The 23,710-nt window shown below is 72.9% G+C and carries 15 protein-coding genes; 11 read left to right on the top strand and 4 right to left on the bottom strand.

The genetic code is table 11. From position 1 onward, the window contains the following. Window positions 1-285: 285 nt before the first annotated feature. Window positions 286-1,842: an ABC transporter substrate-binding protein gene (locus ACW9J6_RS24520; protein ID WP_457119059.1), complete on the bottom strand. Its 1,557-nt coding sequence runs from the start codon at window positions 1,840-1,842 to the stop codon at window positions 286-288. Between the two features lie 159 nt (window positions 1,843-2,001). Here ACW9J6_RS24520 and ACW9J6_RS24515 point away from each other — a divergent pair, with 159 nt between their 5' ends. The 3 genes from ACW9J6_RS24515 to ACW9J6_RS24505 all read left to right on the top strand — a co-directional run bounded on the left by ACW9J6_RS24515 (window position 2,002) and on the right by ACW9J6_RS24505 (window position 5,044). Then, entirely contained in the window at window positions 2,002-3,138 is a 1,137-nt protein-coding gene (locus ACW9J6_RS24515; RefSeq protein ID WP_457119058.1) for an amidohydrolase/deacetylase family metallohydrolase, read from the top strand. 14 nt (window positions 3,139-3,152) lie between these two features. After that, window positions 3,153-3,614 (top strand): RidA family protein, encoded by a 462-nt coding sequence (locus tag ACW9J6_RS24510; protein ID WP_457119057.1) that lies wholly within the window; start codon window positions 3,153-3,155, stop codon window positions 3,612-3,614. A 341-nt stretch (window positions 3,615-3,955) separates the two neighbouring features. Then, window positions 3,956-5,044 carry a D-TA family PLP-dependent enzyme gene (locus tag ACW9J6_RS24505; RefSeq protein ID WP_457119056.1) on the top strand — a complete coding sequence of 363 codons (1,089 nt, stop codon included), beginning with the start codon at window positions 3,956-3,958 and terminating at the stop codon, window positions 5,042-5,044. Window positions 5,045-5,096: 52 nt separating this feature from the next. On the opposite strand, the gene ACW9J6_RS24500 is transcribed toward ACW9J6_RS24505, so the two are convergent. Next, on the bottom strand, window positions 5,097-6,299 hold the full coding sequence (locus tag ACW9J6_RS24500) for a DUF2252 family protein (RefSeq protein WP_457119055.1): 1,203 nt from the start codon (window positions 6,297-6,299) through the stop codon (window positions 5,097-5,099). 668 nt (window positions 6,300-6,967) lie between these two features. Between ACW9J6_RS24500 and ACW9J6_RS24495 the strand changes: the two genes are divergently transcribed. Both ACW9J6_RS24495 and ACW9J6_RS24490 read left to right on the top strand, forming a co-directional pair. Further along, window positions 6,968-7,522, top strand: a complete 555-nt coding sequence (locus ACW9J6_RS24495; RefSeq protein ID WP_457119054.1) for a gluconokinase — start codon at window positions 6,968-6,970, stop codon at window positions 7,520-7,522. A 100-nt stretch (window positions 7,523-7,622) separates the two neighbouring features. Then, window positions 7,623-11,567: an ATP-binding protein gene (locus tag ACW9J6_RS24490; RefSeq protein WP_457119053.1), complete on the top strand. Its 3,945-nt coding sequence runs from the start codon at window positions 7,623-7,625 to the stop codon at window positions 11,565-11,567. A 322-nt stretch (window positions 11,568-11,889) separates the two neighbouring features. Here ACW9J6_RS24490 and ACW9J6_RS24485 read toward each other — a convergent pair whose 3' ends face one another. After that, entirely contained in the window at window positions 11,890-12,351 is a 462-nt protein-coding gene (locus ACW9J6_RS24485; RefSeq protein WP_457119052.1) for a MarR family winged helix-turn-helix transcriptional regulator, read from the bottom strand. Window positions 12,352-12,724: 373 nt separating this feature from the next. Here ACW9J6_RS24485 and ACW9J6_RS24480 point away from each other — a divergent pair, with 373 nt between their 5' ends. The 5 genes from ACW9J6_RS24480 to ACW9J6_RS24460 all read left to right on the top strand — a co-directional run bounded on the left by ACW9J6_RS24480 (window position 12,725) and on the right by ACW9J6_RS24460 (window position 20,644). Beyond that, a complete protein-coding gene (locus ACW9J6_RS24480) occupies window positions 12,725-14,161 on the top strand; it encodes an aldehyde dehydrogenase (protein WP_457119051.1) in 1,437 nt (478 codons plus the stop codon). Window positions 14,162-14,181: 20 nt separating this feature from the next. Then, on the top strand, window positions 14,182-15,018 hold the full coding sequence (locus ACW9J6_RS24475; RefSeq protein WP_457119050.1) for a p-hydroxycinnamoyl CoA hydratase/lyase: 837 nt from the start codon (window positions 14,182-14,184) through the stop codon (window positions 15,016-15,018). Between the two features lie 231 nt (window positions 15,019-15,249). Next, window positions 15,250-17,346: an acetate--CoA ligase family protein gene (locus ACW9J6_RS24470; protein ID WP_457119049.1), complete on the top strand. Its 2,097-nt coding sequence runs from the start codon at window positions 15,250-15,252 to the stop codon at window positions 17,344-17,346. 83 nt (window positions 17,347-17,429) lie between these two features. Then, window positions 17,430-18,641: a 3-(3-hydroxy-phenyl)propionate transporter MhpT gene (gene mhpT / locus ACW9J6_RS24465; protein ID WP_457119048.1), complete on the top strand. Its 1,212-nt coding sequence runs from the start codon at window positions 17,430-17,432 to the stop codon at window positions 18,639-18,641. 356 nt (window positions 18,642-18,997) lie between these two features. Then, window positions 18,998-20,644: a porin gene (locus tag ACW9J6_RS24460; protein WP_457119047.1), complete on the top strand. Its 1,647-nt coding sequence runs from the start codon at window positions 18,998-19,000 to the stop codon at window positions 20,642-20,644. A 21-nt stretch (window positions 20,645-20,665) separates the two neighbouring features. On the opposite strand, the gene ACW9J6_RS24455 is transcribed toward ACW9J6_RS24460, so the two are convergent. Beyond that, window positions 20,666-21,592: an AEC family transporter gene (locus ACW9J6_RS24455; protein ID WP_457119046.1), complete on the bottom strand. Its 927-nt coding sequence runs from the start codon at window positions 21,590-21,592 to the stop codon at window positions 20,666-20,668. Between the two features lie 225 nt (window positions 21,593-21,817). Between ACW9J6_RS24455 and edd the strand changes: the two genes are divergently transcribed. Next, window positions 21,818-23,668, top strand: a complete 1,851-nt coding sequence (gene edd / locus ACW9J6_RS24450; protein ID WP_457119045.1) for a phosphogluconate dehydratase — start codon at window positions 21,818-21,820, stop codon at window positions 23,666-23,668. Window positions 23,669-23,710 lie beyond the last annotated feature (42 nt).

Here is a 23,710-nt window from a genome sequence, read left to right as displayed (position 1 = left end):
CCAGAGTACTGCCCGACCACGTTGCAATGCGGCACACGTCAGTCGGAAAAGGTCAAGTTTCACCGCTAAGACATTCTGATTTCCGCTCCTCCCCTATCCCGGACGACTGCAGCGTCAGCGGAAGGAGATCCGGGATCCAGCGTAGGAACTCGCCGCGAAGCGGCTCCGAATGCCAGCGACGTGGCTGAAGAGCGGACGCTTCGCGGCTTCTTGTGCTGGATCCCGGATCTCCTTCCACTTCGTTTCCGTCGTCCGGGAAAGGGGGGAAGCGGGACATGCTTCAGTTCAGGCCGGCTCGACGTTCCAGAAGGCCGGCCACGGCATCGGCGCGAAGCCCTTGAGGCGCGCCGAGAGGCCGTAGAGCGCCGCGAAGTTGCCGACCCGGATGTACGGCACTTCCCGGTAGATCACCTCCTGCACCGGGCCCCAGAGCGCGCCGCGCTTGACGGGATCGATCTCGGCGTTGAGGGCGGCGAGCGCGGCCTTCTTGGCGGGCGTGTCCCACCAGCCGGGCGCGCCGTCCCCGAGCTGCGGCGGCGTCACCATCGGCTCGGGGATGAAGGCCGAGTGCGTGACGTAGACGTCCCACAGCGCCGGGTCGCCGCGGCGGGAGACCAGCGTCGCCCAGTCGACCACGTCGAGGGTCACCTTGAAGCCCGCCTCGCGCAGCTCCTCGGCCATCACCTGGGCGATGCGGTTGTGGAAGTCGTACTGCTTGGAGTTGAGGATGCGGATCGGCGTGCCGTCGTAGCCGGCCTCCGCCAGCAGGGCCTTGGCGCCCTTGGCGTCGCCCTTGTCGTAGGCCTGGATGCCGGCCTCGGAGTGGAACGGCGAGCCCTTCGGGAAGTGGCTGCCGGTCGCCTCGAAGAACGTCTCGTCGCCGAAGCCCGCCGTCAGCAATTCGGTGTCGCTCAGGGCCATCTGGAGGGCTTGGCGCACCTTCAGGTTGGCGCAGGGACCCTGCTTGGTGTTCAGCACGAGGTAGGGGAAGCCGAACGGCATCGTCAGCACCGGCTTGGCGCCGGAGGCCTTGGCGATGCGCGGGTTGCTCTCCACCGGGAGCTGGTCGGCGAAGTGGTACTGGCCCGCGAGGACGCCCTCGACCCGGGTGTTGGCGTTCGGCACCGGGATGAAGCGCAGTTCCGGAATGCCGGCGGTGCGCCGGCCCGCATAGCCGCTCGGGGCCTCGGTCCGGGACGCGTAGGACTCGTGCTTCGTGAGCACCACGAACTGGTCGGGCCGGCGCTCCTTGAACCGGTACGGCCCAGTGCCGACGAAGGCGACGAGCGGGTTGGCGATCGCGTCCTTCGCCATGATGCCGGCGAAGCCGGAGGGCAGGGCGAGGTGGGCGAGCAGCGCCGGGTTCACCGCCGAGAGCACGATCTCGACGCTGTGGGGGCCCTTGGCGGTGAGGCTCGTCAGCCCTGCCGCGATTCCCCGGCCGCGGGGCGTCATCTCCATCCAGCGGCGCAGGGAGGCGACCACGTCCTCCGCGTCGAGAAGGCGGCCGTTGTGCAGGGGGACATTCTCGCGGATCGCGATCGTGTAGGTCTTTCCGTCGGGGCTGATCGTCGGCAGGGACGCGGCCAGCATCGGCTGGACGGTCCAGTTCGCGTCGAACGTGTAGAGCGGTTCGAAGACGTGCTGCATGATGGTCGCGACGAGGTCGGCGGTCGACGTCATCGGGTCCAGGGATTGCGGCTCGCCCACCATCGCCAGGTTGGCGCTCGCCATCGCGGCGCCCTGCGCCAGCGACCGGGCCGGCAGCAGCGGGGCGAGGGCGAGGCCGGTCGAGAGGGCGCGGCGGGTCAGGCCGGCACGCGGGCGGTCGGAAGGGGCCATGGACGTCTCCTGCACTGCGCTCCTTGTAAAATTATTTCACGATTTTCGCGGCCGTCAAGGTCCTCCTCCTACGTCGTCGATGACCCGCGGATTGCAGGTTGCGTCGGTGGCGCGGCGCGTGTAAATTTTTTTCCTCAGCCTCGTGATCCAGCGGATTTCATGACCTTCGATCTCGTGCTCGCGGGCGGCCGCGTCATCGACCCGTCCCAGTCCATCGACCGCGTCACCGACGTCGCCTTCGCGGGCGGCAAGGTGGCGGCCCTCGGCGACGGGCTCGCCCGCTCGGCGCGGGCGGTGCAGGATTGCGCCGGCCGCCTCGTCACCCCGGGTCTCATCGACCTCCACACCCACGTCTACTGGGGCGGCACCTCGCTGGGGGTCGACGCCCCGGCGCTGGCCCGGTCGAGCGCGGTGACGACCTTCGTGGACACGGGCAGCGCGGGTCCGGGCAATTTCGCGGGCTTCCGCCGCCACGTGGTCGAGCCGTCGCCGGTGCGCATCATCCCGCTGATGAGCGTGTCCTTCGCGGGGATCTACGCCTTCTCGCGGCGGGTGAACGTGGGCGAGAGCGCCGACCAGAAGCTGCTCTCGGCGCCGGACGCGCTGGAGGTGGCGCGGGCGAACCGCGACGTGCTCGGCGGCCTCAAGGTCCGGGTCGGCCGCAATGCCGGGGGCACCTCGGGCATCGTGCCCCTCGACATCGCCCGGCAGGTGGCGGACGAGGCCGGCATGATGCTGATGGTCCATATCGACGAGCCGCCGCCGACGCTCGCCGAGGTGCTGGCGCGGCTGCGGCCCGGGGACATCCTCACCCACGCCTTCCGGCCCTTCCCCAACACGCCGGTGACCGCGGACGGGCGCGTGCGCCCCGAGGTGCTGGAGGCCCGCGCGCGCGGCGTCGTGTTCGACATCGGCCACGGCATGGGCTCCTTCGCCTTCTCGGTCGGCCGCACGATGCTGGAGAACGGCTTCCTGCCGGACTGCATCTCGTCGGACGTGCACGCCCTGTGCATCGAGGGGCCGGCCTTCGACCTCCTCACCACGATGTCGAAGTTCCTCTGCCTCGGCATGCCCCTCGTCGAGGTGATCCGCGCCGCGACGGACGGGCCGGCCCGCGCCCTCTCCCGCCCGGATCTCGGCAGCTTCCGGGAGGGCGCGGCCGGCGACGCCTCCGTCCTGACCCTGGAATCCGGCCGCTTCGACTACGTCGACTCGACCCGGGCGCAGCTCGTCGGCGAGCAGCGCCTCTCCGCCGCCGCGACGATCATCGGCGGCGCCCTCTTCCACGCGAACTGACCCCAGGAGCCTGCATGACCCCCGAACAGAAGCTCGCCGAACTCGGCCTCGCCCTTCCCACGGTGCCGGTCCCGGTGGCGAACTACGTGCCCTACCGCCTCGTCGGCGAGTTCCTGTACCTGTCGGGCCAGGGGCCGAAGCGCCCGGACGGCACCTACCGCCCCGGCCGGCTCGGCCGCGACGCCACGATCGAGGAGGGCTACGCCGACGCGCAGCTTGCCGGCCTGCAGCTCCTCGCGGTCGCCAAGGCGGCGCTCGGCGACCTGTCGCGGATCAGGGCGGTGGTGAAGCTCCTCGGCATGGTCAACGCCGAGCCCGACTTCGCCGACCACCCGAAGGTGATCAACGGCTGCTCGGACCTGCTGGTGAACGTGCTCGGCGAGGCCGGCCGCCACGCCCGCTCCGCCGTCGGCATGGGCTCGCTGCCCAACGCCATGACGGTGGAGGTCGAGGCGATCCTGCACGTCTCCGTGTGACGGCGAGACAGGATTTCCCACTCGCCTGCCCCGCTGCTTCGTGCTGCGTTTCGCACACGAAGCCTTCGAACGTGAAGCGCGTTCCCCCTCTCCCGAGTGGGAGAGGGGCCTGGGGATCGAAGATCCCGCACGGGATCAGAGAAACCGCGTGAGGGTGGCTCGGGCTCAGGATCGTTCTGAACCGCTGAGCTGCCCGCGGCACGGTTCCGTCGTCTGACTGAAGCGTCCGTCCCTCACCCCTACCCCTCTCCCACTCGGGAGAGGGGATCCCGCGCCTCATCTCGACCCGCTCACCCGGTCCGTCCCCGAGAGTCCGGATTATCATCCCAGGAGGCCGCCCGATGCTGTCCCCCACCCTGCGCGACGCGATCGCGCGCCGCTTCGGCACCCCCGCCGTGGTCGTCGACCTCGACCGGGTGGCCGCCAACATCGCCCGCCTGCAGTCCCTCTGCGACGGGGCCGGGCTGCGCAACCGCCCGCACATCAAGACGCACAAGAGCCCGGTCCTCGCCCGGCAGCAGGTCGAGGCCGGGGCCGCCGGCATCGCCTGCCAGAAGCTCGGCGAGGTCGAGGTCATGGCGGAGGCGGGCCTCGACGACATCCTGCTCACCTACAACCTGCTCGGCGAGCAGAAGCTCGGCCGGCTCGGGCGCCTGCTGGCGGAGCGCCCGACCCGGATCACGGTCGCGGCCGACAGTGCCGTCACCGTGGCGGGCCTGCCCGAGGCCGCCCGGATCGGCGGGCGCGACCTCGGCGTGGTGGTGGAGTGCGACACCGGCCGCAAGCGCGCGGGCGTCGAGACGCCGGCCGAGGCCGTGGCCCTCGCCCGCGACATCGCCGGGCGGCCGGGCCTCGCCTTCCGGGGCCTGCTGCTCTACCCGCCGGCCGGCGCGCCGGAGGCGACGCAGCGTTTCCTCGACGAGACGCTCGCGGGCCTGCGCGCGCACGGGCTCGACGCGCCGATCGTCTCGTCGGGCGGCACCCCGGCGCTGCCGGAGATCGGCGCGATCCGCGGCGTGACCGAGCACCGGGCCGGCACCTGCATCTTCAACGACCGCATGATGATGGCGGCCGGCGTCGCCACCCTGGAGGATTGCGCGCTCAGCGTGCTCGCCACCGTGGTCAGCCGGGCGGGCCCGGAGCGGGGCATCCTCGACGCGGGCTCGAAGACGCTCACCTCGGATATCGGGGGCCTCGACGGCCACGGGCTGATCCTCGACTACCCGCAGGCGCGCATCGCGGGCTTCGCGGAGGAGCACGGCTTCCTCGACCTCTCGGCCTGCACGGCCCGGCCGGAGGTCGGCGAGACCGTGGAGGTGATCCCCAACCACGTCTGCGTCGTCGTCAACATGGTGGACGACCTCGTCACCGTGCGCGGCGGCGAGATCGCCGGGACGCTGCCCGTGGCGGCGCGCGGCCGGATCGTCTGATACCAACGGCCCCACCGGCCATTAAAAATGACCGGTGGTATGAGGATCGCCCTCAGGCGGCCTCGGCCAGCGCGTAGCGGCGGCAATGGTCGAGGTAGCCGACCTCGTGGCGGCCGGCGAGGGCGACCACGCTGGTCCAGAGCCAGGACGGGGCCTCGCCCTCGCCCAGCCCCGCGCTCACCGCGCGGCGCCACGCGGCCCGGCCGGGCGCGTCCATCTGGCGGCCATGCGCCCGGCCGACCACGTGGGCGAGGTAATGGGCCGCCTGGATGGCCTCCTCGCGGCTGAACTGGTCGACGTCGAGCTTGAGGTCCTGGGGCGCGAGTTCGCGCATCACCACGGGCTTGTCCAGGAGCCGCACCGGCCGCATGCGTTCCCCGAGATTGGGCGACAGGGCGCGGGCGCCCGCCACCACCCGCTCGGCCGGGTCCTCGGGCATCACCGCGCCGGGGGCCGGCGGGGCGGCCGCCGCGACCGCCTCCTTGAGGTCGACGAGGGCGAAGCCGCGCCGTCCGTCGCGCTCGTCGATGCGCACGAGCGCCGCGTAGCGCAGGAAGCCGAGGGAGCTGCAGCCCTTCATCCAGTAGGCCGCGTCGGTCAGGCGGATGGCGGCATCCTCCTCGCGGTCGTTGAGGGCGAGGACGAGGCGGCGCACCGCGGGCTCCTCGAACAGGGCGCCGAGGGCGGCGCGCTCCCGGGCGTCGAGGGCCCAGAACTTGCGGCCGAGCGGGATCGTGGGCTCGACATCCTTCAGGCGCTCGCGGGCGAGGTGCTTCCAGCGCCGGCCGATGGCGCGGCGGCGGACCGTGCGGACCACATCCGGCTCGGGGGGAGCCGCGTCGGAATCCGGCGCGACGAGGCCCAGCGCGTAGCCCCGCACCATCTCCTCCAGCATCCGGGCCGTGACGACGCCCGGCAGGTTCGAGCCCCGCGCCGCGCTGGCGAGCGACAGGCCGAGCCGCACGAGGTCGTGGGTCGGATTGCCGATCACGGTCTGGTCGAGGTCGCGGATCTGGATGTCGACGGAGCCGTCCGCATCCGCCAGCGGGCCCAGATTGCCGAGGTGGCAATCGCCGCAGATCCAGACCGGCGGTCCCTCGGGGAGCGTCCCGCGGGCGAGGCCGTCGAGCCACTCGTAGAATTTCAGGGTGTTGCCCCGCACGTAGGCGTGGGCCGACCGCGCCATCTTCAGGGTCCGCTGCCGCTCCAGAACCGCCGCACGCTGCTCGGGTCCGAACGCATAATCGCCGTGCATCAACGATCCTTCGTCTCGCTCTCCGCCCTCCGCGTGGATCCCGCGGCTCGGCCGCAGCATCAACGCGGATGGGCCCGGATGCGTCGCGCGGCCCTTGGTCTCTCCTGTGGATGACGCCGGGCGCTCGGACGTGGGGAGCGCGGGTTTCCCATCTCCCCGCACACGGCATGGCTGTCGGGGGACAATCGGAGGTCCCGTTGAGGGCGCTTTGGTTGCCGAAAAGCGCTCCTTTCACGACAAAATACACCACTCCAGCTCGCGCGGGATCCCCTCTCCCGTGCGGGCTAGCGTGTGCACACATCTCTGTAATCGGCTGATCAGCAGAACGCTTCTGGAAGATAGAACACTCCTCATGCTGAGGTGCTGCGAAGCAGCCTCGAAGCACCCCAGAGCATTTCGTCCAAGGCACCTTTTCTTTTGGATGGGCCTTCCGGGGTGCTTCGAGGCTGCTACGCAGCACCTCAGCATGAGGAGTTGGGTTTGTTGCCATCGGCCTGGCCTGGTGCCGTGGCTCACCATCGCCTGGCTGGATGACATCTCCCAATCTTCAGCCTGATCGGCGTCGGTCGCGCGGTCCGAGGCTATGCAGGCGAAAGCGCGGCCGCCTCCCAGTGGCCTTCCCGCCGCGGCTGTCCGACACTACGCCGCTTCGGGGGAGGGACGCGGACATGCCGATGAGGACCGGGGACGACGAACGGGCGCGAGAGACCGCCGTCGTCGTGGTGATGGGCGTGGCGGGGTCGGGCAAGACCACGGTGGCGAGCCTGCTCGCCGGGCGCCTCGGCTGGGCGTTCGAGGACGGGGACGACTTCCACCCGCCCGCCAACGTCGCGAAGATGGAGGGCGGAACGCCCCTGACCGACGACGACCGCCGGCCCTGGCTCGAGGCCATCGCGGCCTGGATCGACGACATCCGGGCCGGCGGCCGGCACGGCGTGGTCACCTGCTCGGCGCTGAAGCGGGCCTACCGGGCGATCCTGGTCGGCGACCGGCCCGACGTGCGCCTCGTCTACCTCCAGGGCGACCGCGATCTGATCGGCCGGCGCATGGCCGCCCGGCACGGGCACTTCATGCCGCCCAGCCTGCTCGACAGCCAGTTCCGCACCCTGGAGGAGCCGGCGCCGGACGAGAACCCGATCGTGGTCTCGGTCGGGGCCACCCCGCAGGCCATCGTGGCGCAGATCGCGGCGGCGCTCGGCACGTCCGTGACGGGCGCCGGCTGAGCCCGGGCGGGCGGCGGCGTGGAACCACGGCCGCGCTGGCGCGCTGGCGCGATTGACCGTAAACGCCTGTCCGGCCACCCATCGACCCCAGAAGCGCGCAGTGGACGATCGACACGACTGCATCGACGAGCCCGCCCTGACCTTCCTCGCCGGGGGAGGGGAGCTCGGCGCGCTGATCCGGGGGTACGACTGGGCCGCGACGCCCCTCGGCCCAGCCCCGGCCTGGCCGCAGAGCCTCAAGACCGCGGTCCGCATCATGCTGACCTCCCGCCAGCCGATCTGGATCGGCTGGGGACGCGACCTCACCTTCCTGTACAACGACGCCTACAAGTCGATCATCGGGGGCAAGCATCCCCGGGCGCTCGGCCGGCCCACCGCCGAGGTCTGGCGCGAGATCTGGCACGACATCGGCCCGCTCCTCGCCACCGCCATGGGCGGCGTCGAGGGCACCTTCGTCGAGGAGCAGCTCCTGATCATGGAGCGCAACGGCTACCCGGAGGAGACCTACTACACCTTCTCCTACTCGCCGATCCCCGGCGACGACGGTCAGCCGGGCGGCATCATCTGCGCCAACAGCGAGGACACTCACCGGGTCGTGGGCGACCGGCAACTCGCCCTCCTGCGCGAACTCGCCACCGAGACGATGAACGCGCGCTCCTGGCGGGAGGCCTGCGAGCGCAGCGCGCGGGCGCTCGCGCGCGATCCGCACGACGTCACCTTCGCGTTGCTCTACGTCGTGGAGCCGGGCCGCGATTGCGCCGAGCGCGCCGCGGCCATCGGCGTCGCGCCGGGCTCGCCCGCCGCGCCGGACGCGCTCGGGCTGGACGAGCCGGGGCCCTGGCCGGTCGGCGAGGTCGCGCGCGGGCACGGCCTGCGCGTGGTCGAGGGTCTCGACGCGGCCGCCCTCGGTCTCTCGGCGGGGGTCTGGGAGCGCCCCTCCGGCCGCGCCGCCCTGCTGCCGGTGCCGGCGAGCAGCGACACCGGCCGCGGCGGCGTCCTCATCGTGGGGCTCAACCCCTACCGGCTTTTCGACGAGGATTACCGGTCCTTCCTCGGCCTCGCCGCGGGCCAGATCTCGGCCGCCATCGCGAGCGCCGACGCCTACGAGGAGGAGCGCCGCCGCGCCGAGGCCCTGGCCGAACTCGACCGGGCCAAGACCGCGTTCTTCTCGAATGTCAGCCACGAGTTCCGCACGCCGCTGACCCTCATGCTCGGGCCGCTGGAAGAGGTGCTCGGCGCCGATCTCGGGCCGGAGGCGATGCGCGCACAGGTGGCGCTCGCCCACCGCAACGGCACGCGGCTCCTGCGCCTCGTCAACAGCCTGCTCGATTTCGCGCGGATCGAGGCCGGACGGGTCCGCGCGGCCTACGAGCCCGTCGACCTCTGCGCCCTGACGGGCGAGATCGCGTCGAGCTTCCGCTCCGCGGTGGAGCGGGCGGGCCTCAGCCTGGAGGTGCGCTGCGAGACGCTGCCGCTGCCGGCCTTCATCGACCGGGAGATGTGGGAGAAGGTCGTCCTCAACCTCCTGTCGAATGCCTTCAAGTTCACCTTCGAGGGCGGCATCATCGTCGCGGTCGAGCCCGCGGAGGACGGCCGCAGCGCCCGCGTGGCGGTGACGGATACCGGCATCGGCATCCCGGCCGCCGAGATCCCGCGGCTGTTCGAGCGCTTCCATCGCGTCGAGGGCGCGCAGGGGCGCAGCTTCGAGGGCAGCGGCATCGGGCTCGCCCTGGTGCACGAACTCGTCAAGCTGCACGGCGGCGAGATCGCCGCCGCGAGCGCGGTCGGGCGGGGCACCACCTTCACGATCACGCTGCCCCTCGGCCGCGCGCATCTGCCGGCCGCGCAGGTGCGCGACACGGCGGGACCCGTCGCCCCGGTGGCGCGGGCGCACGAGTTCCTGGAGGAGGCCCTGCGCTGGCTGCCCGAGGAGGCGCCCGCGCTCGAAGCCGCCGGCGAGGTCTCGACCGCTGGCCTCGGGGCGATCGCCCTCGATGGCGCGGCGCCGGTCGGGCAGGGCAAGCGCGTGCTCCTTGCCGACGACAACGCCGACATGCGCGCCTACGTCGCCCGGCTGCTGGAGGCGCAGGGCTACCGGGTGACCGCGGTCGGGGACGGCGAGGCGGCGCTCGCGGCCGCGCGGGCGGCGGCGCCGGACCTGCTCCTGACCGACGTGATGATGCCGCGGCTCGACGGTTTCGGGCTTCTGCGCGGGATCCGGCGGGAGAAGGCCACCGCCGGCGTGCCGGTGATCATGCTCTCCGCCCGGGCCGGCGAGGAGGCCAAGGTGGAGGGCCTCGACGCGGGCGCCGACGATTACCTCGTCAAGCCCTTCGCGGCCCGCGAACTGCTCGCCCGCGTCAACGCCAACATCCAGATGGCCGAGATGCGGCGCGAGGCGAACCGGGCGATCTGGGCGAGCGAGCAGCGCTTCCGCATCAGCCAGGACCGGCTCTCGATCGCGCTCTCGACGGGCGGGGTCGGCGTCTTCGAGTGGGAGGTGGATGCCGACGCGGTGGCGGTGCTCGGGCCGATCGCGGAGATCTACGGGGTCGACCGCAGCGAGGCCGAGGCCGCCGGCCTTCCCCTCGCGCGATTCCTGGCCGGCGTCCATCCGGAGGACGGCGCGGCGGTCCGCGCGGCGATCGCCCGCGCGATCGCCGAGAACGGCAGCTACCGGGCCGAGTACCGCGTCACCGGCGGGGCCTCGGAGCGCATCGTCCTCGCCATGGGCCGGGTCTCCGACACGCAGGAGGGCAAGCGGCGGCTCGCGGGCGTGATCATCGACGTCACGGAGCTGCGGCGGGCCGAGCAGGAACTCCAGGCGCTGAACGAGCGCCTGGAGCAGCGCGTCGCCGAGGAGGTGGCCGAGCGCGGCAAGGCCGAGGAGGCCCTGCGCCAGGCGCAGAAGATGGAGGCGGTGGGCCAGCTCACCGGCGGCATCGCCCACGACTTCAACAACATGCTGGCCGTGGTGATCGGCTCCCTCGACCTGCTGGCGCGGCGGATCGGGCAGGGCGACGCCCGCGCCCACCGCTACGTGCAATCGGCCATGGAGGGCGCGCGCCGGGCCTCCACCCTGACGCAGCGCCTGCTCGCCTTCTCGCGCCAGCAGCCCCTGCGCCCCGAGCCCATCGATCCCAACCGGCTCGTCGCCGGGATGTCCGACCTGCTGCGGCGCTCGCTCGGCAGCGACATCCGCCTCGAGACGGTGCTCGCCGGCGGGATCTGGCGCAGCTACGCCGACCCGAACCAGCTCGAGAACGTGGTCCTGAACCTCGCCGTCAACGCCCGCGACGCGATGCCGGAGGGCGGGCTCCTGACCATCGAGACGCAGAACGCCCATCTGGACGAGCGCTACGCCGCGTCACACCCGGGCGTGGCGGTCGGCCAGTACGTGCTCATCGCCGTGACCGACACGGGATCGGGCATGCCGCCGGACGTGGTCTCCAAGGCTTTCGATCCCTTCTTCACCACCAAGGAGGTGGGCAAGGGCACGGGGCTCGGCCTGTCGCAGGTCTACGGCTTCGTGCGCCAGTCCGGCGGACACGTGAAGATCTACTCGGAGGCCGGCCAGGGAACGACCGTGAAGGTCTACCTTCCCCGCTACACCGGCACGGAGGTCCCGGCCGACGACCCGTCGCACGCGGTCGACCTGCCCCTCGGCGAGGAGCAGGAGGTGGTGCTCGTCGTCGAGGACGAGCCGACCGTGCGCGGCTTCAGCGTCGCGGCCATGGGGGAGCTCGGCTACCGGGTGCTGGAGGCGGACGGCGCGGCCTCGGCCCTGCGCCTGCTCGAGACGCATCCGGAGATCGCGCTCCTGTTCACGGACGTGGTCATGCCCGAGGTCAACGGGCGCAAGCTCGCCGAGGAGGCCCGGCGCCGGCGGCCGGACCTCAAGGTGCTGTTCACCACCGGCTACACGCGCAACGCCGTGGTCCATAACGGCGTCCTCGATCCCGGCGTGCAGCTGATCGGCAAGCCCTTCACCATCGAGCAGCTCGCCGCGAAGGTGCGCGAGGTGCTCGACACGCCGGCCGCTTGAGCGAGGCCGATGTCCGATCGCGAAGCCATCGACCGGCCATCGTCTCATCCCCCCTTTTCCGGGCGCATGCAGCGCGAGCGGAATGCGACCCGGAAACCAGCGCGAGACCCCGCGAAGCGACTGCCTGTCAGCAACGTGTCTGGAAAGCGGAGCCGCTTCGCGGCAGGTCCTTGCGCTGGATCCCGGATCTCCTTCCGCTTTCGCTTCAGTCGTCCGGGAAAGGGGAGCCCGTGCTCGATCGGGACTCCCTGATATCGTTCGCCAGGGTCCGCTGCGCCGGCGGAAACTGATGCGGCATCCGCGTTGATCGAGCGGGGCCGTCTCAATCCCCCTCGCGCCCGGCGATCCGCCCCAGCAGCCCGATCAGCTGCGCGCGCTCGCCCGCGCTCAGCGCCGCCAGCATCGCCTCCTCGTGCGCGCGCAGGCGCTCCGTCGCCGCGGCGAAGACCGTCCGGCCGGCCGGCGAGAGGGCGAGCGCGAAGGCGCGGCGGTCCTCCGATGAGACGGTGCGGTCGATCCAGCCGAGTTCCAGCAGTTCGTTCACCAGCACCACCATGTTGGCGCGCTTGATGCCGAGCGCCCGCCCCACCGCCCCCTGGTTGATGCCCGGATTGGCCGCCACGATCGACAGGATGCCGTAGAGCACCTGCCGCATCCCCGTCCCGGCGAGCACCCGGGCGAAATCGGCGCCCATCCCGGCGCTCGCGCGGCGGAGATGATAGCCGACCAGAGTCTCGATCTCGCCGAGGGCCGGGGTCGAGTCGGATTCCGCCGAGGTCGCCACTCACCGTCCCTCCTCCGTCGCCGCCCTCGCGGCCCGACGGCGCGTCCTAGCGGCTTTCGCCCGGGCTCGCGAGCCCGGCGCCGCCGCGGCGCCGGCCGGGGCCGCCCTCCTGCACCATAATGCACAAATCCGAGCCGCTTCCTCGCACGATCGATCAGGCCCCTCGACTGCGCGAATGGACGTGTCGACTGTCATCGGCGCGGTATCGACAGTCCTTTGCGCCGCCACGAAGCGGATGAACCCGGCAGATACAGGGCGTCTGTGGTTCGGGCGGACTCCGCCGCGCGGCGGCCCGCGCCGCTTGCCATGAACGAAAATTCTGTTATGTCTCATAACAGTCAGGCGACGCCACGATCGGGCCTGGGGAGGGGACATGACCGCACGCGAGACGGAGCGCGACACGGCGAACGGGCTTGTGCTGGAGCGCCGCGACCCCCTGACCGGCGCGGTGGCGAGCCGCGTGCCGGCCTGCGATCCGGCCGGGGCAGCGGCGATCGCCGACGCGGCGGCTTCCGCCTTCCCGGCCTGGGCCGCCCTCGGGCCGAATGCCCGGCGCGCCCATCTGGCCCGCGCCGCCGACGCGCTCGACGCCCGCGCGGATGCCTTCGTGGCGGCGATGCGGGCGGAGACCGGCGCCACCGCGGGCTGGGCGCGCTTCAACGTCATGCTGGCCGCCTCCATGGTGCGCGAGGCCGCCGCCATGACCACCCAGATCGGCGGCGAGGTGATCCCCTCCGACAAGCCGGGCTGCCTCGCCATGGCGTTGCGCGAGCCGGTCGGCGTCGTGCTCGGCATCGCGCCCTGGAACGCCCCGGTCATCCTCGGCGTTCGCGCGGTGGCGGTGCCGCTCGCCTGCGGCAACGCGGCGATCCTCAAGGGCTCCGAACTCTGCCCGCGCACCCACGCGCTCATCGTCGAGGCCTTCCGGGAGGCGGGCCTGCCGGAGGGGCTCCTCGGCTTCGTGGCGAACCGGCCGGAGGACGCGGCCGAGGTCGTGGGTGCCCTGATCGACCACCCGGCGGTGCGGCGGATCAACTTCACGGGCTCGACGGCGGTGGGCCGGCGCATCGCCCTGCGCGCGGCCGAGCAGCTGAAGCCGGTGCTGCTCGAACTCGGCGGCAAAGCCCCGTTCCTGGTGCTGGAGGATGCCGATCTCGACGAGGCCGTGAAGGCCGCGGCCTTCGGGGCCTTCATGAACCAGGGCCAGATCTGCATGTCGACCGAGCGGATCGTGGTCGTCGACGCGGTGGCGGAGGCCTTCGTGGAGCGCTTCCGCGCCAAGGTCGCCACCCTGGCGGTGGGCGATCCGCGGGAGGGCACGGCGCCGCTCGGCGCGGTGGTCGACACGCGCACCGTGTCCCACGTGTGCGCCCTGGTGGAAGAGGCCCGGGAGGCCGGGGCGGAGCTCGTCTGCGGCGGCGAGGCGCGGGGCGTGCTGATGCCCGCCCACGTGGTCGACCGGGTGACGCCGGCCATGCGGCTGTTCCGCGAGGAGAGCTTCGGCCCGGTCGTGGCGGTGGTGCGCGCCCGCGACGAGGAGGAGGCGATCGCCCTCGCCAACGACACGGAATACGGCCTCTCGGCCGCGGTCTTCACCCGCGACACCGCCCGCGGCCTGCGGGTCGCGCGGCGGATCCGGTCCGGGATCTGCCACGTCAACGGGCCGACGGTGCACGACGAGGCCCAGATGCCCTTCGGCGGCGTCAAGGGCTCGGGCTACGGCCGCTTCGGCGGCCGGGCCGGCATCGACGCCTTCACGGAGCTGCGCTGGATCACGGTCGAGACCCAGCCCGGCCACTACCCGATCTGACGACAAGGAGCACCCGCGTGATGGCTGAGGAACGCAGCGAGCAGGACACCGTCGCCTTCGAGGTGGTCGACCGCATCGCCTGGATCCGGTTCAACCGGCCCGAGAAGCGCAACAGCATGTCGCCGAAGCTCAACCGGCGCATGCTGGAGGTGCTGGACGCCCTGGAATTCCGCGACGACGTCGGCGTGCTGGTGCTCACCGGCGAGGGCACGGCCTGGACGGCCGGCATGGACCTCAAGGAGTATTTCCGGGAGACCGAGGCGCAGGGCCTCGCCGGCACCCGCAAGGCCCAGCGCGAGAGCTACGGCTGGTGGCGGCGCCTGCGCTGGTACCAGAAGCCGACGATTGCGATGGTGAACGGCTGGTGCTTCGGCGGCGGCTACGGCCCTCTCTTCGCCTGCGACCTCGCCTTCGCGGCCGAGGAGGCGCAGTTCGGCCTCTCGGAGATCAACTGGGGCATCCTGCCGGGCGGTGGCGCCACCAAGATCGCCGTGGAGCTCACGGGCTTCCGCAACGCCATGTACCATGCGATGACCGGCGAGCCGATCGACGGCCGCACGGCGGCGGCCTGGGGCTTCGTCAACGAGGCGCTGCCGGGCGACCGGCTGGAGGCCCGGGTGCGCGAGGTGGCGCAGGTGCTCCTCAAGAAGAACCCGGTCGCCCTCAAGGCCACCAAGGATGCGATCCGCCGGGTGCGCGAGATGACCTACGACAACGCCGAGGATTACCTGGTGCGGGCGCAGGAGGCGGCGAACAGCTACGACAACGAGGGCCGCAAGGAAGGCATCCGGCAGTTCATCGACGAGAAGTCCTACAAGCCAGGGCTGGGCGCGTACGATTTGGGGAAGAAGGCGTAAGCCGCGCGCCAACCCTCCCCCCTCTGCGGGGGAGGGTGCCCCGCGGAGTGGGGCGGGAGAGGGGAGCCACACTTCCTGATGGGGCGCCCTTCACCACGCTTCAGGATCATTCTGCACCGGGGTTCCCCTCTCCCGGCTCGCTCCGCTCGCCACCCTCCCCCGCCGAGGGGGGGAGGGTTCATGCTCGCCGCGCGCCCTGCCCGCCACCCTCTCTGAGGAGCGCCCCACCCGATGCCCGATCTCCTTCGTCTGCTGCGGCCGGCCTCGGTCGCGATCGTGGGGGCCTCCGACAAGCCCGGAGCGCTCGGGGCCTCGGTGCTCGCCAACCTCGTGCGGGCGGGCTACGCGGGAGCGATCCACCTCGTGAATCCGAACCGGGCCGAGATCGGCGGCCGGCCCTGCCTGCCCTCCGTCGAGGCCCTGCCGGAGGGCGTCGACGCGGCCGTGCTCGCCATCCCGCGCGCCGCGGTGCTGCCGGCCGTCCGGGCCCTCGCCGCACGCCGCGCCGGGGCCGCGATCGTGTTCTCGGCGGGTTTCGCGGAGGGCGGCGAGGCGGGCCTCGCCGAGCAGCGGGAGATCGCCCGCCTCGCCGCGGAGGCCGGCATGGTGGTCGAGGGGCCGAACTGCCTCGGCCTCGTCAACTTCGTCGACGGCATCCCCCTGAGCTTCGTGGAGATGCCGGCCGCCCCGCTCGCGGGCCGGCCCGGCATCGCGATCGTGTCCCAGTCCGGCGCCATGGCGGCGGTGCTCGGCGTCACGTTGCTCTCCCGCGGCCTCGGCCTGTCCTACTCGGTCTCGACCGGCAACGAGGCGGCGAGCGGCGTCGAGGATTATGTCGAGCACCTCGTGGACGACCCCGACACGCGCGTCGTCGCCCTGATCGTGGAGCAGTTCCGGCAGCCCGGCCGATTCCTGGCCGCGGCCGGGCGGGCGCGGGCGGCGGGCAAGCCCCTCGTGCTGCTCCATCCCGGCCGCAGCGAGGCGGCGCGGCGCTCGGCGGCCACCCACACGGGCGCACTCGCGGGTGACTACGCGGTGATGCGCCTCAAGGTCGAGGATGCGGGCGTGCGCCTCGTGCGGACGCTGGAGGAACTCGGCGACGTCGCCGAGCTGCTCCTGCGCTGCCCGCCGGCCAGCGGCGGCGCCGCGGTGATCACCGAATCCGGCGCCTACAAGGCGCTCACCCTCGACCTCGCCGAGGAGGTCGGGCTGCCCCTGCCGCCCCTCGACGATGGGGACAGCTCGGCGCTCCGCGCCGCGCTGCCGGACTTCGTGCCGGTGAGCAACCCGGTCGACGTGACGGCGCAGGGCCTCGTCGATCCCGACCTCTACCGGCGGGTGCTGGAGGCCCTGCACGGCGACCCCCGCATCGGCGCGATCCTGCTCGGCCTCATCCAGACCGACGCCACGACGAGCGACCTCAAGTTCCCGCCGGTGATCCGGGCCCTGCGCGGCCTTTCCGTGGGCAAGCCGGTGATCGTCGCGGGCCTCGACGAGGGCGCGCCGGTGCCCCCTGCCTACCTGGCGGAGCTGCGCGACCTCGGCGTGTCCTACTTCCCGACCGCCGAGCGGGTGGTGCGGGCCCTCGCGGTCGCGACGCGGCCCCTCCCGGCGTCGCGGCCCGCCCCCGCGGCTCTGCGCGGGCCGGACCTCCGGGACCGTCCCGGCGGCGTGGTGCCCGAATACGCCGCCAAGGTGCTGCTGGCGCCGCTCGGGATCCCGTTCCCGGAGGGCCGGCTGGCCCGCGACCTCGCGGAGGCGCAGGCCGCGGCGGCGGATCTCGGCTATCCGGTCGTGCTGAAGGCGCAATCGCCCGATCTCTCCCACAAGAGCGACGCGGGCGGGGTGATCGTCGGCCTCGCAGACCCCGCCGCTTTGCGCGAGGGGTGGACGCGGCTCGCCGACAACCTCGCCCGGCACCGCCCCGGCCTCGTCCTCGACGGGGTGCTGGTCGAGCGGATGGGCGCGCGCGGCCTCGAACTCATCGTCGGGGGCCGCAACGACCCGGATTGGGGGCCGGTGCTCCTGGTCGGCCTCGGCGGCGTGCAGGCGGAGGTCATGCGGGACGTCCGCCTGCTGCCGCCCGACCTCGACGAGGCCGGCATCGCGGCGGAGCTGCGCCGGCTTCGCGGCGCGGCGCTCCTCGACGGGTTCCGCGGCGCGCCGCGCGCCGACGGGGCGGCCGCCGCCCGGCTCGTCGCCGCCGTGGGCCGGGCGCTCGTCGCGGAGCCGCGCATCAGGGAGATCGACCTCAACCCGGTGGTGCTCCACCCGGAGGGCGGGGGCGCGGTCGCCCTCGACGCCCTGATGCTGCTCGCGCCGGCCTGACCGGCGCGGCCCGCCGGCGGCGGCCGGCCACGACCACGAGCCCGGGCAACGGGCCGAGGACGCGACCTTTCACGGGGGAAATCATGGCGAACACGATGGCGCTGGGGCGCGAGGCCTCGGGATCCGGCCTTCTCACGGTCGGGCTGTGCACGCTCGTCACGATGATCGAGGGGTTCGATCTGCAATCGGCCGGCGTCGCCGCGCCGCGGCTCGCCCCCGCCTTCCAGCTGGCGCCGGCCCAGCTCGGCCTGTTCTTCAGCGCCAGCACGGCGGGCCTGTTCCTGGGCGCGATCCTGGGCGGCCGCCTCTCGGACCGGATCGGGCGCAAGCGCACGCTGCTGGTGTCGATCGCGGTGTTCGGCCTGATGTCGGTCCTCACCGGGCTCGCGGGGACCTTCCCGACGCTGCTGGCCGCGCGGGCGCTCACCGGCTTCGGGCTCGGGGGCGCCCTGCCGAACCTGATCGCGCTCGTGGCCGAGAACGTCCCGCCCGCCCGCCGCAGCAGCGCGGTGGCCCTGCTCTATGCCGGGCTGCCGGCGGGCGGCGCGCTGACCAGCGTGGCCAGCCTCCTCCACGCGGACCCGAGCGACTGGGCGACGATCTTCCTGATCGGCGGGATCGTGCCCCTCGTCGTGCTCCCGGCCATCGCCCTCTGGCTGCCCGACAGCCGGTCCCTCGCCGAGCCCGCCGCCGGACCGGTCCGCAGCCTGACCTGGGCGCTGTTCGCGGAGGGCCGCGCGGGGGCGACCGCGCTGCTCTGGACCGCCTTCTTCCTCGGGCTCCTGGTCCTGTACCTGCTGCTCAACTGGCTGCCCTCGCTGCTGATCGCACGGGGACTGAGCCGGGCGGACGCCGCCTGGGTGCAGATGGCCTTCAACATCGGCAGCGCGCTCGGCAGCGTCGCTACCGGGATCCTGATGGAACGCTGGGGACGCACGCCGACGACGCTCCTCGTCTTCGGCGCGAGCGCGGCGGCGATCCTGCTCCTCCTCGGCGTGCCGCCGGACCTCACCGCGACGCTGGCGGTTGGCGCCTGCGTCGGGGCGACCATCTCGGGGTCGCAGACGGTGCTCTACGCGCTGGCGGCGACCTGCTACCCGACCGAGGGGCGCGGCACCGGCGTCGGCGCCGCCGTCTCGGCCGGGCGGCTCGGCTCCGTGGCCGGGCCGCTGCTGGCCGGGGCGCTGATCGGGGCCGGGCAGGGCAACGGGCAGGTGCTGCTTCTCCTCGTGCCGATCCTGCTGGTCTCGGGCGCCGCGGGGGCCCTGCTCGCGCGGCGCCTCGGGGCGGCCTGAGCGGTCCCCGCACCTCCCGGCCGCAGACGGGCGCGTGCCGGCCGGTGCCGCGCGATCGCCGGATCCTTGCGCGGATCGGCCGGCGCACCGCTCTGCGCGGCCATCGAGCGCAGGCTGAAGCTCCGCGTCCCGTGATCGTTTCAGCACGCGGTTCCCTAAAAGGCCGATGCGCGCCTGCAACAGCTGCTTCCGTAAGCGGATGGGCGCTTGACACTGACGATACGCTCGATTGACTTTAAGTCACATACTGGTTTCATGGCTCAATAAGGCGACGCCGGAGCGGGAAAAATCCTGCTTGAGCCGGTCGAATGCGCGCGGATCGAAAAAGAACCGCGCAGAGCGAGGGGGGAATCGTCATGATGTCGCTGAGGAACGTGCTGCTGGGATCGGCAGCCGGCCTGATGGGCGTGGCCGGGGCGCAGGCCGCGGATCTGCCGCCTCGCAAGGCGGAGCCGATCGAGTACGTCCGGGTCTGCACGGCACACGGGGTCGGCTTCTTCTCTCTCCCGGGCACCGACACCTGCATCCGGATCGGCGGGCGGGCGCGGTTCGAGGCCGCCTACGTCCAGCCCCTGACCCGGAGCGGCGGCGACACGACCGGGTATCGCGGCCTCGGCCGCCTCAACCTGGATGCCCGCACGACCACCGGCTACGGAACCCTGCGGGCCTTCATCCGCTTCGACCTCGCGGGCCGCACGGGCGGCTACCTCAAGGCGCCGACGGTCGAGCGCTTCGGCTGGGCCTTCTCCGCCACCGGCATCGACACGGCCGGGCGGGTGCAGCAATTCGTCAACGTCGACAAGGCTTTCATCCAGTTCGCCGGGCTCACGGCCGGCCGCGCCGCCTCCTTCTACGACTTCTACGGCGGCGATTTCGAGATCATCGGGAACTCGCTCGGCTCGGGCCTGCCCTCGACCAACCTCCTCGCCTATACGGGGCAGCTCGGCCAGGGCGTCTCGGCGACGCTCTCGCTGGAGGACCCGAACTTCCGCAAGGCCCCGATCTTCGGCGGCGGGGCGGCGGGCAGCTTCGCGGGCGCGCCCGCGGCGGGCGTGAATTTCGCGCCGATCCTCGTCACCGACGCGACCGGGGCGCCGGTCGCCGTGCAATCGGTCGACGTGGTGCAGCGCTCGCGCCTGCCGGACGTGGTCGGCGTGCTGCGCTACGATGCGGCCTGGGGCTCGGCGCAGCTCTCCGCGGCCCTCCACGAGGTCAATGCCGGCAATCCGGTGCTGGGCGGGAACGGCGCCCCGGCGCTGACTGCGCTGAGCGCCGCGCAGGCGGCCCTGCTGCCGGCCCGGGCCGCGCCGGCGGGCCGCGCCGAGACTGCCTACGGCTGGGCCGTGCAGGGCGGCGTCAAGGTCAACCTGCCCTTCCTCGGGGTCGGCGATTCCGCCTACCTGCAGGGCGCTTACGGCGAGGGGGCGGAGCGCTACGTCGGCTACGCGAACTACAACGGCTCGCTCGCCCTCTCGACCTTCCCGGTCCCGGGCGTGTTCAGCTCCACCTTCGCGGACGGCGTCGTGGACCCGGTCAGCGGGCGCCTGTCGCTGCCGCGTTCGTTCACGGTGGTCGGCTCGGTCCTGCATTACTGGAATCCGGAATGGCGCTCGGCCGCCTTCGCCTCCTACGGGGCCATGACCTTCGGCCGGGGGCTGCGGACGACGAGCGCCCTGTTCGGCGTGAGCGGCCTGCCGGTTCCCACCAGCGCGGCCGGCGTCGCGGCCCTCGCGATCAGCCCGCTCCTGCGGGACACGAACGAACTCGTCACCGGCGCGAGCCTGATCTGGTCGCCGGTGCGGGACCTCGATATCGGCGTCGAGGGCGTCTACGTCCGCACGGCGGTGGCGAGCGGGCGCGTGCTCGACCCGAACAAGTCCGGGCTCAACCTCGCCACCGCGGGCGCGGCCGGCGGCGCAACCCTGGCGCAGGTGGCCGCGGCACCGACCGTCGCGAGCCAGGACACGTTCCAGGTGCGGATGCGCGTCCAGCGCGATTTCTGATCCGCGCTCCCGGTGGCGGGGTCAGGCAAGCCACGCCACCAGCAGCGACACGCTCGCCACGGAGGCGAGGTGCGACACGAGGATCGCCCCCGACGTGACCCCGGCCTCCAGCCCGTAGAGCTTGGCGAGGGTGAACGGCCCCGAGCCGATCGGCAGGGCGCTCAGCAGCACGGCCACCCGTGCCCAGAGCGGGGGCATCGCGAAGACCTCGTAGGCGAGGAACGCCGTCACGGCCGGCTGGAACAGCAGCTTGAGGCCGACCAGCGTCAGGATCGGCCGCAGGTCGGTGAGCACGACCCGCTCCTGGGCCAGGAACAGCCCGATGCAGACCAGGGCGCAGGGCGAGGCCGCCCCCCCGAGGAGCGTCGTGAAGCGGTCGACCGGCCCGGGGATGCCGGTCCCGGTCAGGCCGAAGGCCAGCCCGGCGAGCGGCGCGATCAGGAGCGGGTTGCGCAGGAGCGCGAGCAGGACCTTGCGGGCGGTGCCGCCGGTGCCCTTCCGCAGATCGGCCTCGATCAGCACGATCGCGAACAGGAACAGCACGCAGGCGGTCAGCAGCGTCGTGATCACCACCGCCGGCAGGCTCTCCGGCCCGAAGACCAGCAGGCAGAGCGGCAGGCCCATGAAGCCGACATTGCTGTAGCCCGCGTCGAGCCCCTCGATGCAGGCCTGCGCCATCCGCCCGCCGCGCAGGGCGCAGAGCCCGTAGGCCGCCGCGAAGGCCGCCGCGATGCCGACCAGGAAGGCCGCCGCGAACCCGACCTGCGCCACCTGCGCGGGGGTGATCCGGGCCATGGCGCCGAACATCAGGGCGGGAAGAGCGAGGTAGATCGCGAAGCGGTTGAGGCTGTCCGTGGCCGCGGGGCCGAACAGGGCGGTGCGCCCGCACAGGAACCCCGCCAGGATCAGGGCGAAGATCGGGAGGGCGGCGTTGAGGACGGCCTGCATCGGGTCTCGCGGAGGCGGGGGATAGCGCCCCTTAGGGCGGGGCCGCGCCCGCGCGCAACCCCGCGGCGTTCCGCCCCGGCGCAACCGTGCTATGCTGGACGTAACGGCAGGGCCGCGCGGCGCGGATCCCGCCGTCGTCCGAGGGCCGGCCCCGTTTCGGGGCGGTCCGGCGCAGCCCGACGCCGGGACGGCGCGCCCGTCCCGCGGCAACGCGAGGATCCTCCCGTGACGACTTCCCCCCAGAATGTCGGCCTGAACGCGCGCATCGGCGAGGTGACGGAGCGCATCGTGCGGCGCAGCCGCGACCGGCGGGCGCGCTACCTGGAGCGCATCGCCGGGGCCGCCGCCCGCGCCCCGCGCCGGCAGGCGCTCGGCTGCGCCAACCAGGCGCACGGCTTCGCGGCCTGCGGCCCGTCCGACAAGGCGATGCTGCGCGACGGCCAGGGCGCGAGCCTCGGCATCGTCACCGCCTACAACGACATGCTCTCGGCCCATCGCCCCTACGAGCGCTACCCGGAGCTGCTGCGGCAGGCCGCCCGGGAGGCGGGCGGCGTCGCGCTGGTGGCGGGCGGCGTGCCCGCCATGTGCGACGGGGTCACCCAGGGCGAGGCCGGGATGGAGCTGTCGCTGTTCTCGCGCGAGGTCATCGCGCTCTCGACGGCGGTGGCGCTCTCGCACCAGACCTTCGACGCGGCGGTCTATCTCGGCATCTGCGACAAGATCGTGCCGGGCCTCGTCATCGGGGCGCTCGCCTTCGGCCACCTGCCGTCGGTGTTCATCCCCTCTGGGCCGATGACGAGCGGCCTCTCCAACCCCGAGAAGGCGAAGATCCGCCAGCTCTACGCGGAGGGGAAGGTCGGCCGCGACGCGCTGCTCGCCGCCGAGTCCGACTCCTACCACGGGCCGGGCACCTGCACCTTTTACGGGACCGCCAACACCAACCAGATGCTCATGGAGATCATGGGCCTGCACCTGCCGGGCGCCTCCTTCGTGACGCCGGACACGCCCCTGCGCGACGCGCTGACCCGGGCCGCGGCCCAGCGGGCGCTGGCCATCACGGCGCTCGGCAACGAGTACCTGCCGGTGGGCCGGCTCCTCGACGAGCGGGCCTTCGTGAACGGGATCGTCGGCCTGCACGCCACCGGCGGCTCGACCAACCACACGCTCCACTTGCTGCCGATGGCGGCGGCGGGCGGCATCGTGCTCACCTGGGAGGACCTCTCGGACCTCGCCGAGGTGACGCCGCTCCTCGCCCGCGTCTACCCGAACGGCACCGCGGACGTGAACCACTTCCACGCGGCGGGCGGCATGCCCTTCGTGATCCGCGAACTCCTCGGGGCCGGGCTGCTGCACGCGGACGTGGAGACCGTTCTGGGCCAGGGCCTGGCCGCCTACACCCGCGAGCCGGTGCTCGACGAAGCGGGCGCGCTGACCTGGCGCGCGGGTCCTGCCGAGAGCGGCGAGACGGCGGTGCTGCGGGGCGCCGCCGCGCCCTTCCAGGCGACCGGCGGCCTCGCGGTGCTGGCGGGCAATCTCGGCCGGGCGGTGATCAAGACCTCGGCGGTGGCGCCGGAGCGGCACGTGATCGAGGCGCCCGCGCGGGTCTTCCACTCGCAGGAGGCGCTGCAGGCCGCCTTCCGGGCGGGCGACCTGACCGGCGACCTCGTGGCGGTGGTGCGGTTCCAGGGGCCCAAGGCGAACGGCATGCCCGAACTGCACAAGCTGATGCCGCCGCTCGGCGTGCTGCAGGACCGCGGGCAGCGCGTGGCCCTGGTGACGGACGGGCGGCTGTCGGGCGCCTCCGGCAAGGTGCCCTCGGCGATCCACGTGACGCCGGAAGCCGCCGAGGGCGGCCCGATCGCCCGGATCCGCGACGGCGACCGCGTGCGGGTCGACGCGGTGGCCGGGACCCTGGAGGTGCTGGTGCCGTCGGTCGAGTGGGCCGCGCGGGAGCCGGCGACCGAGGACCTGTCGGTCTCGGCCATCGGCTGCGGGCGCGAGCTGTTCGGCGCCTTCCGGGCCGCGGTCGGGGCGGCGGATCAGGGCGCGACGATCTTCGGCGAGGCACTGGCCTGAGCGGCGCCCGCGACCCCGCCCGCCCCTTGCGCGGGACGGGGC

The organism is Methylobacterium sp. JK268, assembly GCF_054052225.1.
This window is presented reverse-complemented; position numbering and strand designations above follow the sequence as displayed.

What these genes read in the sequence shown, in the direction of transcription:
- ACW9J6_RS24505 (WP_457119056.1), top strand. Translation starts at nt 3,956, where the DNA reads ATGCTGTCCCCCACCCTGCGCGACGCGATCGCGCGCCGCTTCGGCACC.
- ACW9J6_RS24495 (WP_457119054.1), top strand. Translation starts at nt 6,968, where the DNA reads ATGCCGATGAGGACCGGGGACGACGAACGGGCGCGAGAGACCGCCGTC.
- ACW9J6_RS24500 (WP_457119055.1), bottom strand. Translation starts at nt 6,299, where the DNA reads ATGCACGGCGATTATGCGTTCGGACCCGAGCAGCGTGCGGCGGTTCTG.
- ACW9J6_RS24515 (WP_457119058.1), top strand. Translation starts at nt 2,002, where the DNA reads ATGACCTTCGATCTCGTGCTCGCGGGCGGCCGCGTCATCGACCCGTCC.
- ACW9J6_RS24480 (WP_457119051.1), top strand. Translation starts at nt 12,725, where the DNA reads ATGACCGCACGCGAGACGGAGCGCGACACGGCGAACGGGCTTGTGCTG.
- ACW9J6_RS24455 (WP_457119046.1), bottom strand. Translation starts at nt 21,592, where the DNA reads ATGCAGGCCGTCCTCAACGCCGCCCTCCCGATCTTCGCCCTGATCCTG.
- ACW9J6_RS24510 (WP_457119057.1), top strand. Translation starts at nt 3,153, where the DNA reads ATGACCCCCGAACAGAAGCTCGCCGAACTCGGCCTCGCCCTTCCCACG.
- ACW9J6_RS24460 (WP_457119047.1), top strand. Translation starts at nt 18,998, where the DNA reads ATGATGTCGCTGAGGAACGTGCTGCTGGGATCGGCAGCCGGCCTGATG.
- mhpT (WP_457119048.1), top strand. Translation starts at nt 17,430, where the DNA reads ATGGCGAACACGATGGCGCTGGGGCGCGAGGCCTCGGGATCCGGCCTT.
- ACW9J6_RS24475 (WP_457119050.1), top strand. Translation starts at nt 14,182, where the DNA reads ATGGCTGAGGAACGCAGCGAGCAGGACACCGTCGCCTTCGAGGTGGTC.
- ACW9J6_RS24470 (WP_457119049.1), top strand. Translation starts at nt 15,250, where the DNA reads ATGCCCGATCTCCTTCGTCTGCTGCGGCCGGCCTCGGTCGCGATCGTG.
- ACW9J6_RS24520 (WP_457119059.1), bottom strand. Translation starts at nt 1,842, where the DNA reads ATGGCCCCTTCCGACCGCCCGCGTGCCGGCCTGACCCGCCGCGCCCTC.